Origin of the sequence: Micromonospora sp. NPDC006431 (assembly GCF_042870725.1) — a bacterium.
GTDB lineage: Bacteria > Actinomycetota > Actinomycetes > Mycobacteriales > Micromonosporaceae > Micromonospora.
Window position 1 is genome coordinate 225,922 of record NZ_JBIAHQ010000009.1, and the last position, 18,959, is coordinate 244,880.

An 18,959-nucleotide genomic window follows, 5' to 3' on the forward strand; every position below is an offset into this window, starting at 1 on the left:
CGGTCGGTGTTGTAGTGCAGCACGTAGGCGTCCACCGCGGCCTGGGCTTCCTGCAGGCTGGTGAACGCCTCGGCGGTGTCGAGGAAGTCGGGGCGGACGATGCCGTGGAACCGTTCCACCTTGCCGTTCTGGTTCGGTGAGGCGGGCGCGGTGTGCCGGTGCGTGATGCCGTTGTGGCGGAAGATCTTGTCGAACAGCACTTCACCGGTGCGGGGCCGATACTTGCCGAACCAGTCGCTGGACTGCTTGCCGTTGTCGGTGATGATCTCCTCGGGAACCCCGAACCGGGCCAGCGCCTCAGCCAGCGCCAGACACCGCCCGGCCAGTGGCCCTCTCCGCCACCTTGGCGATCACGCGCCGCGTCATCCTCGCCGAATAGTCCTCCGGCGCAGGGATCACGAAGTTCGGGCCAGAGCCATATCCCGATGACCGTTGACATCACGTCCCCAGAGGGTCACCCAGGGTGCCGTCACCTTATCGGTGGGCATCGCTCACTCCGGCTGAGGATCCCGCAACGCGAGTCGCCGCGATGGTACTTGCGCCCGAGCATCGAAAAGCGAGATCATCACGCATGCTCGACCCCTCGCCCGAGGACGACGGGACTTCACCGACGGTTTCTACGCCGGATTTCGTGGGTCGTGATCGGGAGATGGCGGCGCTCAGGGGCGCCTTGGCCCGGCCACCGGCGATCGTGCTGGTAGAGGGCGAGGCGGGGATCGGGAAGAGCCGACTGCTGCGAGAGTGGTTGGCCGCGCCGCACCAGCGCACTGCCCTGGTCTCGGTGTGCCCACCGCTTCGAGAGTCGCTGACGTTGGGGCCGATCGTCGACGCGTTCCGTGGGATCGACCGGCCGGCGTCGCGACTGCGGCTCACCGATCTTGCGGGTGCGTTACGGCCCCTGTTCCCTGAATGGTCCTCGGACCTGCCGCCCGCACTGGAGCCCTTGGACGATGCGAAGGCGGCACGGCATCGCCTGTTCCGCGCCCTGGACGAGCTGCTCCGGGCTCTGCGTGTCGACGTTCTCGTGCTCGAGGACGCTCACTGGGCCGACGAGGTGACCTTGGAGTTCCTGCTGTTCGTCACCTCCCGACAGCAGTCGGACGGGCCAAGCCTCGTGATCTCCTATCGGCCGGAGGAGGTGGACGCCGGATCGCTGTTGCTGCGGCTGACGTCCCGGCTGCCTGCTGGCGTGACCCAGCTGAGGATCGCCCTGGCGCCGATGCGACCCAACGACACGGCAGCGCTGGTGTCCTCGATGCTGGACGGCAACCCGATATCGCAGGAGTTCACGACGTTCATGCACGAGCGGACCGGTGGCGTTCCTCTGGCGCTGGAGGAGTCGGTTCGCCTCATGTGCGACCGTGCCGACCTCGTCTTCCGCGACGGGCAGTGGGTCCGGCTGAAGCTGCGCGAGCTACAGGTGCCGCCAACGGTGCGTGACTCCACCCGGGAGCGGGTGGGCCGTCTGTCGCCGACGGCGCAGCAGGTGTTGCGAGCCGCGGCGACGTTGGCCGAGCGGTCATCGGTGGCCACGATCGCGGTGACCGCCGGTCTGTCCCCAGATGCGTGTCGAGGCGCTATCGCGGAGGCGGCCGATGCCGGCGTCTTGGACGGAGACGACCGCGGCCAGTGGCGATTCCGGCATGTGCTGGCCGCCACGGCTGTCTACGAAGCGATCCCGTTGACCGATCGCAGACAGTTCCACCTGCTGGCCGGCCGGGCGTTGGAGGACATCCATCCGCCGCCTGTCGCACGCCTTGCCCGCCACTTCCGTGAGGCGGGCGAGACGGAGTCCTGGGCGCGGTACGCCGAGCAGGGCGCCGAGCTGGCCATGGCCTCGGGTGACCACACCAAGGCGGTCGTCTTGCTGGTCGATCTGTTGTCGTGGTCCGAGCTGCCGCCGTCGGATCGGGCACGAGTCGCGCGCATCGCCGGAGTAGCCGCACTGGGCCGTCGTGAACCGGTCGACGAGGTCTACCACCGCGTGATCCGTACCTTGCGCTCGGTGCTGGAGACCCCCGGTCTCTCCGCACGCCAGCAGGCCGAGATCCGTAACCCCCTGGGTCGGCTCCTGATCACCGGGGGTGAGGCGCAGGCCGCACTCAGCGAGCTCGAGCAGGCGGTGGCCAACCTCGACCATGACCCGGTCGAGGCGGCTCGGGCGATGACCTATCTTGGATGGGCCTATGCGGGACCGTGGCCGGCGTCGACTCATCGGCGTTGGCTGGATCGCGCCGCTGAGCTCACCGCCGAATTCGATTTTCCCGCGGAGCGGCTGAACCTGGCCGGCAACCGTGCCGCTGCGTTGCTGATGCTCGGCGAAGAGGAGGCCTGGGACGTCGTCGCCGACCTGCCCATCGACGGTGCGACCTCGGCGGAGCGTCTCGACGTGGCCCGCATCCACGCAAATGTCGGGACCGGCGCACTGATCTGGGGTCGGTACGCCGAGGCGGAGGGACATCTCGTCGTGGCCATGCGCCTTGCCGAGGCCGAGCAGGCGTCCCGGTTGCAATACAACGTCCGACTCGAACAGGCCAACCTGGCGTGGCTCACCGGTCGGTGGGAGGGTCTCGCGGAGCGAAGCGCGGCACTCGCCGATGCCGACCGAGACCGGCCGGCGCTCTACCTCGGCAGCATTCGGCTCGCGGCCCGGCTGGCAGCCGCGGCCGGACGGCGGCGCGCTGCGGAGGAGCAGTTCCGGCTGGTCCTCGAGGAGTCTGCCCGTCTCGGCGCAGCCGACGACACGATGGAGGCCGCCGCTGCGCTGGCCAGACTGTGGCTGACGGACGGAAACAGCGGCCGGGCGCTGCAGATCACGAACGAGCCGATGGACACAGTCCCGAGAAAAGGCATCTGGGTCTGGGCGACGGACCTCGTCCCCGCCCGGATCGAGGCGCACCTCGCCGCGGGCGACCTTAAGGCCGCGACACGCCTGGGCGACCAGTTCGCCAGAGGACTGCGTGGCCGTACGGCGCCCGCGCCTCGCGCGGCGCTCACCGTATGCCGTGCCCTGCTGGTCGCCGCAGCCGGAGACCACGCCCGCGCCGCGACGGCATTCGACCGGGCGGCGCGCGCCTGGAGCGCGTTGCCGCGCCCCTACGACGCCATGCTCGCCCGCGAGCGTCAAGCCGAGGCGCTCATGGCGCAAGGCCAGATCGAACAGGGCCGAGAGTTGCTGGCCGGACAGTACGAGCAACTGTTCAGGCTCGGAGCCCGCGGCGATGCGGACCGTGTCGCACAGCGGCTTCGCGAACACGGCGCCGAGGTTCCGCGATTGTGGCGCGGCGGTCGACGGGGGTACGGCGACCGGCTCTCACCTCGTGAGCTCGACGTGGTCCGACTGGTTGTCGCCGGCAAGACGAACCGGGAGATCAGCCGGATTCTGGCCAAGTCGCCGGCCACGGTGGATCAACAGCTGCGTGCGGCGATGCGCAAGTTGAAGGTGACCTCCCGGACCGCGCTCGCGGTCAAGGCAGTAGAGGCCGGAGTGTTCGCAGAAGAGGATTCCCTCGACGACCCGTCGTGAAAATTGACGTATCCGCTGGATAGCGAAGGTCGCTCGTCCCCCCCGAGCATGACTCCATGATCCATGGCCCTAGGGCAGTGCATGCCTGAGCGACCTATCGCGCGTGACGACTCCGTCATCGAGCACCAGCCACCACTCGAGCTGTCGCGCGAGCCGCGCGTCTGCGCCCACGACGCCCGCGACGCCCGCGACGCCCGCGATGCCCGCGATGCCCGCGACGCCGGCGATGCCGACGACCACAAGAGCCACGACCCCTACCAACCCCTGTAGGCGGAGGACCCCCACATGAGACTCAAAGCCCTCGTCGCTTCGCTGGCCGTAGCGGTCGGCCTGAGCACGATCTCGCCACCATCGGCGTCGGCCGCCGAGCCGGATCCCGGTGCGGCCGCCAGCAAGATCGCGTCGGACCTGAAGGACCGCTTCCGCACGGAGCCGGTCTCCGACTTCTGGATCACGTTCGACACCAAGGCCGACCTCGCGCCGGCGAAGAAGATCGCCGACTGGACCACTCGCGGTCAGTTCGTCTACGACGCGCTGACCGCAGCGGCGAAGAACTCCGTGGCATCCGTCTCCACCGAACTCGACGGGGCAGGCGTCAAGTACACCTCCTACCCGATCGCCAACGCTGTGCTCGTCAAGGGCGGCACCGAGAACCTCGCCCTCGACGTGGCCTCGGTGGTGCAGGTCGCCGAGATCCACGCTACGCCGCAGGTCGCGCTGGTCGAGCCCGTGGACGAGAAGAGCCCGGCTGACCAGGCCGTCCGCCCCGCCGCCCCGGCGGCTGCCGCCGAGGCGGGCACCGTCTCGTGGGGTCTGGACGCCATTCACGCCCCCCAGGCCTGGGCCATGGGCGCCACCGGTGCGGGCATCACCGTGTCCAACCTCGACTCGGGCGTCCAGTTCGACCATCCGGCGCTGGTGGACTCCTACCGCGGCAACAAGGGCGACGGCACGTTCAACCACGACTACAACTGGATGGCCACCCGGGGCACGTGCGCGGGCGCGCCGTGCGACGACAACGGGCACGGCACGCACACCATGGGCACCATGGTCGGCGACGACGGCACCAATCACGTCGGCGTCGCCCCGGACGCGCAGTGGATCGCGACGAACGGGTGCTGCGCGTCCAACGGCCCCGAGTCGCTGCTCGAGTCCGGCTGGTGGCTGCTCGCCCCGACCGACGTCCACGGGAACAACCCGGACGTCTCCAAGCGCCCCCACGTCATCAACAACTCGTGGGGCCAGAGTGCGGAGCACAACTTCGACGACTTCTTCCAGGCCATCGACGAGGCCTGGAGCGCCGCGGGCATCTTCAGCGTCTGGTCATCGGGCAACACCTCGCCGTACGCGGCCTGCGACACCGTCTCCTCGCCCGGCTCCGCCGAGAGCGCCTACTCCGTCGGCGCCTACGCGTCGAACGGCACGCTCGCGTCGTTCTCCCGCAAGGGCGAGGGTGAAGGCGGCCGGATCAAGCCCGAGATCTCCGCCCCCGGCGTGACCGTCCGGTCGTCCTACCCGAACAACAGCTACACCGAGATGTCCGGCACCTCGATGGCGGCCCCCCACGTCGCCGGCGCCGTCGCGGCGCTGTGGAGCTATGACCCGACCCTCATCGGGCAGGTCGAGGAGACCCGCCGCCTGCTCGCCGAGTCGGCCGTCGACGTCGACGACACCGAGTGCGGCGGCACCGCCGCCTTCAACAACAAGTACGGCGAGGGCCGGCTCGACCTCGTCCGCCTGCTCGAGCTCGCGCCGCGCCAAGGCGGCACCCTGACCGGGATCGTCACCGCCAACGGCGCCCCGGTCCCCGCCGCCGAGGTGACGATCAGCGGACCATTCAGCCGGTCGATCGGGACCGACAAGGACGGCCGGTTCACGATGAACCTCCCGGTCGGCGACTACCAGATCAGCACCAAGGTCTTCGGCTACCTGACCGCGACAGCGAGCGCCACGATCACGCTCGGCCAGAACACTTCGCTCGAGGTTCCCCTCACCGCCGCGGCGCGCCACGACATCAGCGGCAGGGTCGTCGACGACAAGAAGCAGCCCGTCCCGAACGCCGACGTCTCCGTCAAGGACACGCCGCTGGCCGCGGTACGCACGGATGCCAACGGCGCGTTCACGATCGTCGCTGTCCCCGAGGGCGGGTACGTGCTGAACATCAAGCCCAACGCCTGCTTCTCGCCCACGACCGTCCCGCTGACCGTCGACGCGCAGAACGAGTCGCCCGAGATCCCGGTCGCGCTCGTCGTCGACGAGGGCGGCTACACCTGCTCCGTCTCCGAAGGCGAGTACCTGCGCGGCACGGACCCGGTCGCGTTCCCGAGCGGCGTCTGGGCCACGGTGAAGCTGCCGTTCCCGGTCGCGCTCTACAACGGGAGCCACGACACCCTGAGTATCAGCCTGCGCGGCGTGATCTCCCCGGACGCCTCCACTGGTCCCGGCACCGGCGGTGCCGGCGCCTTCCCGTTCTATGTCCAGACCCCCGTCCAGACCACGGGCGGTGGCGTCTACACGGCGACGACCAAGGTCAACGGCGAGGACGCCTTCGTCGTCGAGTTCCGCGATGTCCGGGTCTGGGCCTACCCCATCCGGTCGGAGTACACGCAGCCGGTCAGCTTCTCGGCCACCTTCACCCGCTCCGGCACCGTGATCTTCGGGTACGGCCACGGCATCGGCACCGACGACCCGGTGACCGCCGGCGCCCGCGCCATCACCGGCATACAGGGCTGGGCCGGCGTCGACGGCATCCGGTTCTCCGACAACGCCCCGGTGCTGCACGACGGGATGATCGTCACCTACGACCTGCCTGACTTCGGGTACCTCGACGCGACCGTCGTCGACCAGAACGACGGGCTGCCGGTGGCCGGGGCCAAGGTCTCTTTCACGAACAAGAATGGGCTCGTCGAGACCGTCACGACCAACGGGACGGGCATCGTGCATCGCCAGCTTCCGGTCGGCGACTACACCATGACGGTCGACGCGCCGAACTACACGACCGCGGCATACCCCTTCTCCCTCGACAAGCTGTACGCGAAGGCCAAGATCGACGCGCGTCTGACCACGGGTGTCGCCGGCCTGAAGGCCGACGGCCTCGACGCGGTGCTGGGCACCGACCAGAAGGGCGTCGGCACGCTCACGCTGACCAACACCGGCTCGGCACCGCTGAAGTACGACCTGGGCGAGGCGGGGCGCCACCCTGAGCTCGACGCGACCGGGCCCACCGAACGCACCGGGACGGGAGCCGACAGCACCATCGACCTCACCGCCTGGAACACGACGTCGACGGGCATGCAACCGTCGTCCTTCGACGGCACGAGCACCAAGGTCGATGCCGCTGCAGCGCGAGCCGCCGACAAGATCGGCACGACCTCCGGCGGCGACGTCATCACCCGGATCGCCATCCCGGGCAAGATCGAGGAGAAGGAGCCCACCGGCGTCGGGTACGACGGCGACGTCTGGGTCCACGACTATGACGCCAGGACCAACACCGCCTACACGGTGACCGGCAAGCCGACCGGCAAGGTCTTCGACGCCGCGTGGAACCCCGCCTACCGCGCGTTCGACCTGGAGCTCGACACTCGGACCGGCGACATGTGCCAGATCGAGGACAGCCCGCGCTCGGTGATCCACTGCTTCAACCGGGAGACCGGTAAGGAGACCAGGGTCATCAAGGGCACGTGGTCCACGGTGCAGCTGACCGGGCTCGCCTACAACCCGACGCTCGACGTCTTCTACGCGGGCGGCCGCCAGAACGGCTCCATCGGGACCGTCGCCGGCACCTCGTGGCAGAACCCGGGCGAGTTCCTCTCCTACTGCGCCGCGCCCAAGCCCGAGGTGATGGGGCTGGCCTACAACCCCGCGTCGAACACTCTCTGGTACAGCGACCTCGCCAGCAGCGGGCCGACCCGGCTGATCCAGGTCAACCCCAGCACCTGTCAGCTCGTCAACGCCTGGTGGTTCCCAGGCATGAAGGCGCGCCAGGGCGGCGGCCTTGCCACCGACGTGACCGGCGCGCTCTGGGCCGTCGACCAGATCGCCGATGACGTCGTGCTCGTCGACGTCGAGGACGACCTGCTCACCGACCTGCCGTGGCTGTCGCTCTCCTCGACCGGCGGCACCCTTGCGCCGGGTGAGTCGACGACCGTCAAGGTCTCGGTCTCATCGAAGGACGCCAAGCCAGGAGTCCTCGGCGCGAACATCGTGGTGAGGTCCGACTCCGGACGCCAGTCCAAGACCTACGTCCCAGTGACGCTCACGACCACGAAGTACCAGGTCGGCGTCAACGCCGGCGGCCCTTCGTTCACCGACGGCTCCGGCTACACCTGGTCCGCCGACCACGCCTCCGGCGACAAGGCATGGGGCTACGAGGGAAAGACGAAGGTCACCTCCACACAAGCCGGAATCGAAGGCACCACGGACGACAAGCTGTTCCAGTCGCAGCGCACCACGCCACTCAAGGACCTGACCTACACCTTCCCCGACGCGCCCAAGGGCACCTACGCGATCGATCTCGGGTTCGCCGAGATCGAGAAGGTGGCCGAGGGGAAGCGGGTGTTCGACGTCCTCGTGGACGGCTCGCTGACGGACTACGCGTACGACGCGGCCGCGGCCGTGGGGTCGAACGCCGCCGACTGGCGCACTGCCGTCGTGAAGCACGAGGGCGGTCCGCTGACCGTGGAGCTGCGGGGTTCGAGGGGCCTGCGCGCCCCGAGCATCGCCGCGCTGCGTGTGACGCTCGACCCGCGCGCAGACCAGGTTGAGCAGGAGCCCGTGCCCGAGCAGCCGAAGCCGGGCGAGGTGCCGGTGGCTCCCGCCGGTCGCTCGTACTCGTTGACGGTGACCAGCGGGCTCTACCGCCAGGGCACCGAGAACTCCGGCTGGATCGGCGACGACCTCTGCGGCGTGCTGTGGTTCGACTCCAGCTTCCGCTTCCCGTTCTACGACACGTCCTGGGACGGCGTGTGCGTAAACACCAACGGCTCGTTGGTCTTCGACCGCGCCAGCACGCTGCGGAACAACACGGCACTGCCGTCGCGAAGTCCGATCGACGCGATCTATCCGCTCTGGGACGACCTCATCGTCGACGCCGAGGGAGGCATCTACCTGGGCACGACCGAGGTGGACGGGCTGGCCGCGCAGGTCATCGAGTGGCGCAACGTCACCTTCTACAGTGACCGGACGGCCCGCGTGAGCTTCTCGGTCACCCTGATCGCGGACGGACGGATCCAGATCGGGTACGGCGACGGGATCGGCGGCGAGAAGCCCGTGACCCGCGGGTCGTCGGCCACGGTCGGCGTGGAGAGCCTCGAGCGCAACCCCGCGAGCCAGTACTCCTTCAACCAGCCCATCCTCACGGCCGGCCTGGGGCTGCAGTACACCCTCCCGGCTGCGGGCACGATCGAGGGCACCGTCACCGACGCGAACGACAGCAAGCCGATCGCGGGTGCGATCGTCACGCTGAAGTCGCCGACTGGCGACCGCGTCATCACGGCCGACGCCGCGGGCCGCTGGAAGGCCCAGGCGCTGGTCGGCGAGAACACCGTGGAGGTCTGGGCGCCGAACTACGTCACGGCCAGCCACCCGGTCACCATCGCCAAGAAGGACCAGGCCGAGGTGGTCGACACCGCGCTCACCACAGGCGTCGCGACCATCGCCGGAGCAGACCTCGACTGGTTCCTCAGCTCCGACCAGGCGGCCAGCGCCGACGTGACCGTGACCAACACCGGCTCCGCGCCACTGCAGGTCCAGCTGAGCGAGCAACTCCGTACCAAGGGCGGACACGAGGCTGCGGACCTTCCGTGGCTGACGCTGACGGGTGAGGCCGCGACCGGCACGGTCCAGCTCGCGGTCGGTGAGTCCACCACGGTCACGGCGATCGTCGACAACACCGGGTTCCAGCCCGGCATCCTCGTCGGTGACGTGCTCGTGGCGTCGAACGCTGGCAAGGGCGAGGCCCAGTACACGCCGGTCCGTCTGGCGACCTCGGCCTACTGGAAGGGCGTCGACGTGGGCGGGTCCGGGCACGTCGGTGCCGACGGCTTCGTCTGGTCGCCCGACCAGCCGCTGGGCTCGGGAGCATGGGGGTACGTCGGAGGCGTCGCGCGCGCCACCAAGGCGGACATCGCCGGCACCGAGGATGACGCTTTGTTCCGCGCCCAGCGGACCGGGAAGACGTTCGCCTACGTGTTCAAGAACGCGCCCGCCGGCACGTACCAGATCGGCCTCGACTTCGCGGAGATCGAGAAGGTCAAGGCCGGCATGCGTACCTTCGATGTCCTGGTCGACGGCAAGGCCGTGCTCCACGACCACGACGTGCAGGCGAAGGCGGGTGCGCTGACCGCGGACGTGAACACGGTCACCGTCGAGCACGCCGGTGGCGATCTGAAAATCGAGCTCCGCAGCGAGATCGGCGAGCGCGACCCGATCCTCAACGACCTGAAGGTCCAGGAGGACCCGCGCCTATGAGATAGCCGAACCGGCCCTCCAGCAGAGGTCAGAGTCTTCTCGGGACATCATCCCGGGGAGGCTCTGACCGCGACTACCGAGTCTGCGCCTTTGGCCCGCATCCGCGCACTTGATATCAAAGAGTCCGAGTTCCTCGTCGATGGCGACGTGCCGGACGTCGAAGGCGCGTTGCCCGACGCGCCAGAGCCCTTCGCCTTGTTGCCGATCCGGGAGTTGCCTGTGCTCAGCGCTCGACAGCCCGAGCTCGATCGACCAGGATCGCGATCAACTGCTTATCGGTGACCGCACCCACCGACCGCCGGCCGGCTCCTGCCCCGAGGTGATCTCAGTCGTCATCTGGCGTCTCTCCCTTGATAGGTCGATCAGCCGTCATTTGTACAGTCCCGCGCTGGGCCGGGATGATCCGGCGGATCGCTGCTCGCCGCGCGTCACCGCTCCGGTGGGTGGCTGCGTGCCGACCTGGGTGGGCAGCACGCAGCCAGCACTCAGCGGAGTGTGCCGAGGTCGATGGCCTGAGCCATCGCGCGGTAGCCCGCGTCCGACGGGTGCAGGTGGTCGCCCGAGTCGTACGACGGGTTGATCCGTTGCGGGTCGGCCGGGTCACGCACCACCGCGTCGAAGTCGACGACGGCGTCGAAGTCGCCACTCGTGCGGATGAACTCGTTCACGGCCTGCCGCACGTTGTCCCGTTCCTCGGAGTAGGAGCGCCATCCCTTGATCGGCGTGATGGTTCCGACGACGATCCGCAGGCCCTGTGCGCGTGCCTGGGCGGCGATCTGCCGCAGGGCGAGTTTCAGGGTCTCCGGGTCGGGGTGTGCGAGGTTGAGGATGTCGTTGACTCCCTCGAGCACGATGACCGTGCGCGCCCCGGAAGTGGTCAGCATGTCCCGGGACAGGCGGGCGAACGCGTTCGGGCCACCGATCCCGGTTCCGGTACTGCTATCGAGGATCCGGTTGCCGCTGATGCCGCTGTTGACCACGCCGAGCTTGGTTGGTCCCGGCTCGGCGGCGAGCCGGTCGGCGAGAACGTCGGGCCACCGCAGGTTCGTGTTGATGGTCGACCTGTCCCCGTCGGTGATCGAGTCGCCGAAGGTCACCACCGCGCCGCGCGAGGTGGTGGACCGGACGTCCACGCCTGTCACGTAGTACCAGGCCGTAGTCGGCCGGGTGAACGCGGCGCCCTGCTCGTCCGCCGCATGGTCGCCGTCTGCGGCGATGAACGACGTCTGGTACGAGCGCGGGTGCTCGGTCACCGGGCCGGACGGCATCGGGGTGTAGACGGTCACCAGCAGGTCCGCGTCTGCCGGCACGGCGAGGGAGATCGGGTCGCTGAGCACTTCACCGCCGGCCGGGATGGTGACCGACGGCGCTCCGCCGAAGGTCAGCTCGCGCATCGTGCCGGCGACCGCCTCGGGTGCGTCGGGCCTGGTCGCCACCGCCAGCGTCGCTCGCCGCATCAGGACGGGCGCCGTGCCGAGCGCGTTGGACAGGCGGACGCGGGCCGCGTCGCCACCCACGCTGGTGTGCACCACGTTGCGGATCGAGTGGTTCGGCATGCCCTGGTCGGCACCGGGCGTCGTGCGCGCCATTGCCGTCTGCCAGGTGCCCACCCAGTGGCCGGGCGGGCGGCGGTCGAGCTTCTCCAGGTCAACGACTGCCGCCATCGCCTGGTAGCCGGCGTCCTTCGGGTGCAGGTGGTCGCCGGAGTCGTACTCCGCCCGTAGCCGGTTCGGCACCGCGGGGTCGCGCAGCGCGGCGTCGAAGTCGGCCACCGCGTCGAACGCGCCGCCGTCGCGGATGAAGTCGTTGACCGCCTGTCGCACGCCTTCCAGTTCCTCGGTGTAGTTGCTCGACCCGCCGAACGGAGTAAGCGTGCCGCCGGTGACCCGCAGCCCCTTGGCCTTGGCCTGAGCCGCAATCTGGCCCAACGCCGCGACGATTTGCGACGGCTCGTGGTGCTGCGGCTGGCCGCCGATGTCGTTGATTCCCAACATGACGATCACGGAGCGCGCGCCGGTCGCGGTCAGCACGTCCCGGTCCAGCCTGGACAGCGCGTTGGGGTTCCAGGTGCTGTTGAGCAGACGATTCGAGCTGATGCCGGCGTTGAGCACGCCGAGCCGGGTCGACCCAGGCTCGGCGATCAGCCGGTCGGCCAGGTAGTCCGGCCAGCGGTGATTCGCGTTCCGGGTCGAGTTGTTTCCATCGGTGATCGAGTCGCCGAGTGTGACCACTGCGCCCTCGGCATCTCCCAGGACGTCCACGCCGCTCACGTACGGCCAGAAGGTGATCGTCTGGGTAAACGCGGCACCGGACTCGTCGGCCGCGTGATCGCCGGTTTGCGACAGGTACGAAGTCTGGTCGGCCACCTGGTGATAGGTCACCGGCCCGGACGGCACCGGGGTGTACACGCTGACCAGAAGGTCGCCGTCTTCCGGCACGGCAAGGGAGATCGGGTCGCTCAGCACCTCGCCGCCGGCCGGGATGGTCACCGACGGCGCGCCACCGAAGGTCAGCTCGCGCATCGTGCCCGCGACCGCGTTCGGCGCGTCGGGCGCATCGGCGACCGCGACCGTCACCGCGTCCATCCGCACCGCCACTGTACCGAGGACGTTGGTCAGTGAGACCCGCAGACCTGCACCACCAACGCTGGTGTGCACGACGTTGCGGATGGTCCGGTCCGCATATCCGGTGGGGAGGTTGGGCACGGTGCCGGAAGCCGAGGCCGACCAGGTGCCAACCCAGCCATGCGGCGGTGCCGTCGACTGGGTGTTCTGGCCGGCTGCGGCGGCCGGGCTCGTCAGGCCGAGCACGAGCGCGAGCACGGTGCTGGCGGTTTGCGTCATTGTCCGAATGTTGGACATGGGATCTCCTCCCGATCGCCAACGAGTTTGCTCCCCGCCCACGTTGCGGTCAACAGGTGACCGGCGTTCCGTCCAATTGCGACTTACCTTGCTGGCCAGGTGCGTCACGGCGCGCAAATTGATCGACGTTGGCAGATCGTCGCGGGACGGTGTGCAGCAAAGGGGCTTGCGGTCAGCGACATGGGACGTAGGATGTCCGGCAACGCTTCGTACGTGTGACGAGAGGTTGGCGGCACGGGCAGAGCCGCGGACGATCCACGAGCGCAACAGGTGTGACAGCCGGCAGCTCCGGCCTCACCTGCCGTTCGACACGATCCGCCAAGTGGTGACCAGTGGAGGTATCGCATTCATGACGAGGCAGAGACTCGGTCGGAGACACCATCAATGGTTGTCTGTTGCGGCGATCGCGGCGATGGTCGGCGCCTTGCTCACCCCCGGCACCGCGCACGCCGCCGAGCCGTACCACGAGGAGCAGGCGGTCTACACGGCAAGAACGGACGGGTATTTCTGCTTCCGGATCCCGGCGATCGTGAAGGCCACCAACGGAGACCTGCTGGCGTTCGCCGAAGGCCGGGTCAACAACTGTGACGACAGGGGCGACATCGACCTGGTGCTGAAGCGGTCCCACGACGGCGGTCGCAGCTGGGGGCCGCTGCAGGTCGTGTCGCGCGGCAACGGCGACACGCACGGTAACCCGATGCCGATCGTGGACGAACGGACCGGTCGGGTCGTGCTGTTCACCACCCACAACCCGGGCACCGGGAGCGGTGGTCGCGTTCCGTTCCTGCAGATCAGCGACGACCACGGAGCGACCTGGACCGCGCCGCGGGAAATGACCGAGCTGATGCAGCCGGAGTGGGCAGCCTGGTACGCCACCGGCCCGGTGCACGCCATCCAGCTCAAACGCGGCCCGCACGCCGGACGGCTGGTGATGAGCGCCAACCATGAGTCCTTCGCGCCCGACGGGCGCCGCATCGCCGGCATCCACCTCGGATACAGCGACGACGGCGGCGAGACCTGGCACCTGGGTGCCAGCGCCGGTGGCGCCGCCAACGACATCTTCGTCAACGAGTCGACGCTGGTGGAGCTGACCGACGGGCGGATCTACGTCAACGTGCGGGAAGCCGGCACGGCTGAGGGCACCCGGGCGTACGCGGTCTCCAGCGACGGCGCCGAAGGCTTCGACGCGCCGTTTCAGATGGTGCCCGAGCTGATGATGCCGGTCGTGCAGGGAGCGTTGCTGCGCCTCACCGCCACCGACGAAGGCGACGCGCGGGACCGCATCCTGTTCTCCGGGCCCGCCAACCCGGGCAAGCGCGAGGCCCTGACGATCCGGTCCTCGTACGACGAGGCCCAGACCTGGGAGACCTGGCAGGAAGGCAAGGTCATCAGCTGGGGTCCGGGCGGGTACTCCGACCTCGTCAAGATCGAGAGCGACCCGGTCGCGGGCCCCGTGGCCGGGGTGTTGTACGAAGGCGGCGTGTCCGCCCTGTACGAGGTGGTCCAGTTCGTCAGGTTCAACGAGGCGTACCTCGACACCCCGAACGGTTCGCCGCCGGACCTGCCGCCGCCACCGGAGCCGGGACCGACGACCCCGGACGCGTCACCACGCTACGACAACACCGCCTACGTCCGCGGCGGCGCGACGCTGACCGAGGGACGGTACGGCACCGGGATTGCGCTCGACGGTGTCGACGACCACGTGGAGGTGCCGTACAACCCGGACGTCGACCTTGGGGACGACCAGTTCACGATCATGACGTGGTTCCGGTACAGCGAGACCACCGGCAACATCGTGATCTGGTGGTTCCACCAGGTGGGTACGGGAGCCGCGCAGATCTGGCTGCGGGCCGAACCGGCGAGCAACCGCATCCGGGGTGTCGTCGGCACCGGCCAGGGCGACGCGAACATCACCATCGCGGGCGCGTACAACGACGGGCTCTGGCACCACGTCGCCATGCAACGCACGGCAACCCGCGTCGCGGTCTTCATTGACGGCGCCACCGTCGCCGACCTGGCCGCCCCCCGCGGCTCGGTGACCACCGGCAAGGAGTTCGGCATCCACAGCATCTACCTCGGCCGGCGGGTCGACGGCCTCAACAACCCGTTCCGCGGCACCCTCGACGAGTTCCGCATCTACGGCCGCGCTCTCACTCCGCAGGAGTTGCGGGATATCCGGGAACACAACGCCCCGATCGCCGGCCAGCTCCGGCTTCGCCTCCCGTTCACGGCCATCAACCCGCAGCATTGACATCCTCTCCCGCCTCTACGCGCGAGATTCCCGATGCCAGCGCCGTACGTCGCCGACGCTGATTGGCCTGGTGTCCGCAGGACCCGCATCGGAACACCGCTTTCGCGGTTGTTCCGGTGCGTGTTCCCGCAGCGGCTGCAACGCTGCGAGGTTATGGCGGCCGGGCCCCCGGTGCGGTGTCCACAAACGTTCACCGGGTGTGCGGTGGTTGTTGTGGATCCTCGAACGACCTGACCGCCTCCGTCCCCGACGACCCGGGCGTTGGCGGTCACGCCACTCACTGCCTCAGCCGTCCTGGCACCGTAGGAGCCGGGCGACTCCACGCCTCGGTGCCCCGCCGATCTGTCCACCTCTGCGAAGCAAGACATGGGATGTCCGCGGGCATCTGGAACATGCGCGACACCAGCAGACCAGCGGGCGGATGCCGCGTGTACATTGCTCCTCAGCGGTCCGGAGGTAGGATGTGTACCAGCCGCGGAAGAGCCTGGAGGCACGGGATGGCCAGACGCAACGGCGAGACGGTTCAGGACCGCATCATGGCCCTGATCCACGATCGTCAGCTCCAGCCCGGCGCTCCGATGCCGACCGAGCCGCAGCTCATGGACTTGCTGGGGGCGAGTCGCAACAGCGTGCGCGAGGCGGTCCGGGCGCTGCAGGCGCTGGGCATCGTCGAGATCCGCCACGGGTTCGGCACCTTCGTCGGCCGAGCTTCACTTGACGTGCTCAGCTCTTCGCTGGAGTTCCGGATCCGCTCCGGCCCGCATGGCGTCCGCGCGCTCCATGACCTCGTGGAGGTGCGGGAGATGCTGGAGACCGCGCTCGTCGCGCGGGTCGCCGGCTCGACCAGTCCGAGCCGCCTGGCGGCGCTCGACGCCCTCGCGACGGCGATGCAGGCCGACCTCGAAGCGGACCGGGCCTTCCACGCGCTGCTCTACGAATCCTGCGGCAACGAGCTCGTGCTGCAGCTGATCGACCTGTTCTGGCAGGTCTACCACCAGGTTGAGCCGCTGGTGGGAGCGCCAGACGAGCGCATGGACGTAACGGTGGGCAACCACCGGCGGATCGTCGATGCGCTGCGCGCCCGGGACGCGTCCGCCGCCCAGGAGGCGATGGAACGGCACTTCCGCGACGTCAAGGAGCGCATCGCGCGGGCCGAGGCGGCCCAAGCGGCGAAGCCGCTCGACAGCGAAGCGGCCTGAGCCGGGTCGAGTCGGCGCCAACCATCCGCTCTTCCGCCCGGCAGCACGGCGGCCGAGCAGGTGGACTCGGTCAGTGTTGCCCTAGGCGGGCCAGCCGGGCGCGTACGCCGTCGAAGTGCGCGCGTATCGCCGTCGCGGCCAGCGCGCGATCCCCCGTGACGACGGCCGTGTAGATGTCGCGATGCTTGCGAGCCACGTCGGCGGGCGTCTCGTCGGGCGGGCCGAGGTCGTCGCTCAGCTGGTGATAGACCTCCCAGAATGCGCCGAGCAGCCTGCCCACCAGCGGATTGCCCAGCGGGTGGTAGAGCACGTCGTGGAAGCGGCGGTCGGTGTCGGGGGATACGGTGCCCACCCGTGCCTCGGTCTCCATCTGCGCTATGACGTTGCGGGCCGGGGCCAGGTCGGGCGCCAGGTCCAGATCGTCCTGCTGGTCGATCAGGCGTTGCACGAGCCCGCTCTCCAGGATCTCGCGAATCTCGATAAGGTGGCCGAGGTGGTTGCGCTCGTCCGGCAGGGTGATGCGGCTGTGGAACGTCAGTTCGTCGACGAGGCCGTTGAGCGACATGCGCCCGACGAACATCCCGAAGCCGTGGCGGATGTCGACGATGCCGACGGCCTGAAGGACCTTGAGGGCTTCCCTGACCGAGTTGCGGCCAATGCCCAGCTCCTCCATCAGTTCGGACTCGGTCGGCAACGGGTCCCCCGTGGTCAACCGGCGTTCCAGAATGAGGCCCTTGACCGCCTCCTGCACTTCGACGGCGCGGCTGAGCCGACGCCGCTCACCTGCGGGAACGCGGCGCAGCTTGGGGGGTCGGGCCGAGGCGTCGCCCGTGCGTTGAGGATCGGCGTGAAACACCACGGAAATCTCCTGGTCATTTGGTCTTGACCGGGGACGAGCGCGGCCCCTAGCCTCCACTCTACAGGACGTGGGACGTAGGACGTCCAACGTGATGGCTCGAAGAGACAATTCAAGCCAAAGCCAGAATCCCCACAGGAGGCACCGTGAGCGCTCCGGTTTCTCGGCCAGTTTTCAGCCGCCGCGACTTTCTGCGTTACAGCGGGACGGTGAGCGCCGCGGCGACCATCTCCGCCGCCCTCTCCGCCTGCAGCGGCCCCGCGTCCACCAGCTCGGCGGGGGCCGGCGGCGACAAAGACCTCGTCACCGCGGTCATCGGATACGGCAACAACCAGAGCTGGGACCCGACCATGACGGCGTCGGCCTTCTCCATGGCCGCCATCAACCACATCTACGAGGGACTGGTCGACACCGACCCGATCACCCGCGAGCCCTACCCGGCCCTGGCCACCGCCCTGCCGGTCGACACCTCGGCGACCACGTGGAAGTTCACCCTGCGGCAGGGGGCCAAGTGGCACGACGGCCAGCCGGTCACAGTCGACGACGTGCTCTTCACCTTCCAGCGCATCCTCGACCCGGCCGCTCAGACGCTCACCTACTCCTTCTTCGGGACCTGGCTCAAGGAGGCGCGCAAGGTCGACGACACGAGCGTCGAACTGGTCTTCAACTTCCCGTTCCCCGATGCGTTGCAGCGCCTGACGATCGCCAAGATCATGCCGAAGCACGTCTTCGGCGCGCCCGGCGGCTGGGACGCGGCCAAGGGCGGCAAGGCGGTCGGCTCCGGCCCCTACAAGATGGTCGCGCACAACCCGAAGTCCAACACCGTGCTCGAGGCTTTCGCCGACTACAACGGCCCCCGCAAGCCCGTCATCAAAAAGATGAACTGGCTGTCCATCGTCGAGGCGCCAGCCCGGGTCGCGAAGATCTCCGGCGCCAGCGCCGAGGCCCAGATCGCCGACAACATCCCGTACGCCAACATCGACCAGCTGCGCAGCGGTGGGCTGACCGTCGAGGGCGGCAAGGGCATGAACCACATGTTCCTCATGTTCAACACGGCCCAGAAGCCCTTCGACGACGTGCGTGTGCGCCAGGCGCTCCTCTACGCCATCGACACCAAGAAGATGATCGACGTGGCGCTCAAGGGCCACGGCACACCGGCCACGAGCTTTCTCAACGAGCAGAATCCGTCGTACGCCAAGGCGAAGACCGCCTACAACTACGATCCCGCGAAGGCGAAGGCCTTGCTGGCCGCCGCCGGCGTGACGAACCTGTCCGTCACGCTGATGGCGGTGAACGTCAGCTGGATCACCGACTGCCTGCCCACCATCGCCAACTCCTGGCAGGCGGTCGGCATCAAGACCACGCTCGAACCGCAGGACACCGCCGCGCTCTTCACCAAGATGGACCAGTCGCAGTCCTACCAGGTGGTCGCGGCGGCGTCGAACCCGAACCAGTTCGGCCTGGACGCGGACCTGATTCTCCGCTACAACTACACCTCGGGCGGCACCTGGATGAAGTACACCAAGTGGGACACCAGCCCGGCGGCCAAGAACCTGTTCGCGCTGATGGACAAGGCCACCCAGGAGTCCGACCGGACAAAGAAGCTGGAGCTGCTGCACCAGTACCTCGACGTCATCGCGGAGCAGGCAGTGCTCTACCCCGTCCTGCACACGGAGCTGATGACCGCCTGGGATCCGAAAAAGCTCACCGGAGTCCGGCCGCAGGCATACCCGGGCATCAACCTGCTGCAGGCGCAGCGCGTCTGACCCCTCGTGCGGCGCCGGGCACGGCCCGGCGC

Annotated in this window: 9 protein-coding genes and 1 pseudogene; 7 read left to right on the top strand and 3 right to left on the bottom strand. The window is 68.8% G+C overall.

Annotated elements, in window-relative coordinates; all coding sequences use genetic code 11:
* Positions 1 to 8: 8 nt before the first annotated feature.
* Positions 9 to 200: pseudogene (locus tag ACFYM6_RS18140) on the bottom strand (transposase); the annotation flags it as partial.
* 371 nt (positions 201 to 571) lie between these two features.
* On the opposite strand from ACFYM6_RS18140, the gene ACFYM6_RS18145 reads away from it, so the two are divergent.
* From ACFYM6_RS18145 to ACFYM6_RS18160, 4 genes are all read left to right on the top strand, one after another.
* Positions 572 to 3,526, top strand: a complete 2,955-nt coding sequence (locus ACFYM6_RS18145; RefSeq protein WP_387276781.1) for a helix-turn-helix transcriptional regulator — start codon at positions 572 to 574, stop codon at positions 3,524 to 3,526.
* 81 nt (positions 3,527 to 3,607) lie between these two features.
* Entirely contained in the window at positions 3,608 to 3,796 is a 189-nt protein-coding gene (locus tag ACFYM6_RS18150) for a hypothetical protein (RefSeq protein WP_387276783.1), read from the top strand.
* 15 nt (positions 3,797 to 3,811) lie between these two features.
* Entirely contained in the window at positions 3,812 to 9,994 is a 6,183-nt protein-coding gene (locus tag ACFYM6_RS18155; protein WP_387276785.1) for a S8 family serine peptidase, read from the top strand.
* Between the two features lie 90 nt (positions 9,995 to 10,084).
* Complete coding sequence (locus ACFYM6_RS18160; RefSeq protein ID WP_387276787.1) at positions 10,085 to 10,276, top strand: hypothetical protein; 192 nt, start codon at positions 10,085 to 10,087, stop codon at positions 10,274 to 10,276.
* A 203-nt stretch (positions 10,277 to 10,479) separates the two neighbouring features.
* Here ACFYM6_RS18160 and ACFYM6_RS18165 read toward each other — a convergent pair whose 3' ends face one another.
* Positions 10,480 to 13,122, bottom strand: coding sequence for an SGNH/GDSL hydrolase family protein (locus tag ACFYM6_RS18165; protein WP_387276788.1), 2,643 nt, complete (start codon positions 13,120 to 13,122; stop codon positions 10,480 to 10,482).
* A 121-nt stretch (positions 13,123 to 13,243) separates the two neighbouring features.
* Here ACFYM6_RS18165 and ACFYM6_RS18170 point away from each other — a divergent pair, with 121 nt between their 5' ends.
* Positions 13,244 to 15,106, top strand: coding sequence for an exo-alpha-sialidase (locus ACFYM6_RS18170; RefSeq protein ID WP_387276790.1), 1,863 nt, complete (start codon positions 13,244 to 13,246; stop codon positions 15,104 to 15,106).
* A gap of 497 nt (positions 15,107 to 15,603) precedes the next feature.
* Entirely contained in the window at positions 15,604 to 16,305 is a 702-nt protein-coding gene (locus ACFYM6_RS18175) for a FadR/GntR family transcriptional regulator (protein ID WP_387276792.1), read from the top strand.
* Positions 16,306 to 16,375: 70 nt separating this feature from the next.
* Here ACFYM6_RS18175 and ACFYM6_RS18180 read toward each other — a convergent pair whose 3' ends face one another.
* Positions 16,376 to 17,164: a FadR/GntR family transcriptional regulator gene (locus ACFYM6_RS18180; RefSeq protein WP_387276794.1), complete on the bottom strand. Its 789-nt coding sequence runs from the start codon at positions 17,162 to 17,164 to the stop codon at positions 16,376 to 16,378.
* Between the two features lie 206 nt (positions 17,165 to 17,370).
* Here ACFYM6_RS18180 and ACFYM6_RS18185 point away from each other — a divergent pair, with 206 nt between their 5' ends.
* Positions 17,371 to 18,927: an ABC transporter substrate-binding protein gene (locus tag ACFYM6_RS18185; RefSeq protein ID WP_387276796.1), complete on the top strand. Its 1,557-nt coding sequence runs from the start codon at positions 17,371 to 17,373 to the stop codon at positions 18,925 to 18,927.
* The last annotated feature ends 32 nt before the right edge of the window (positions 18,928 to 18,959 follow it).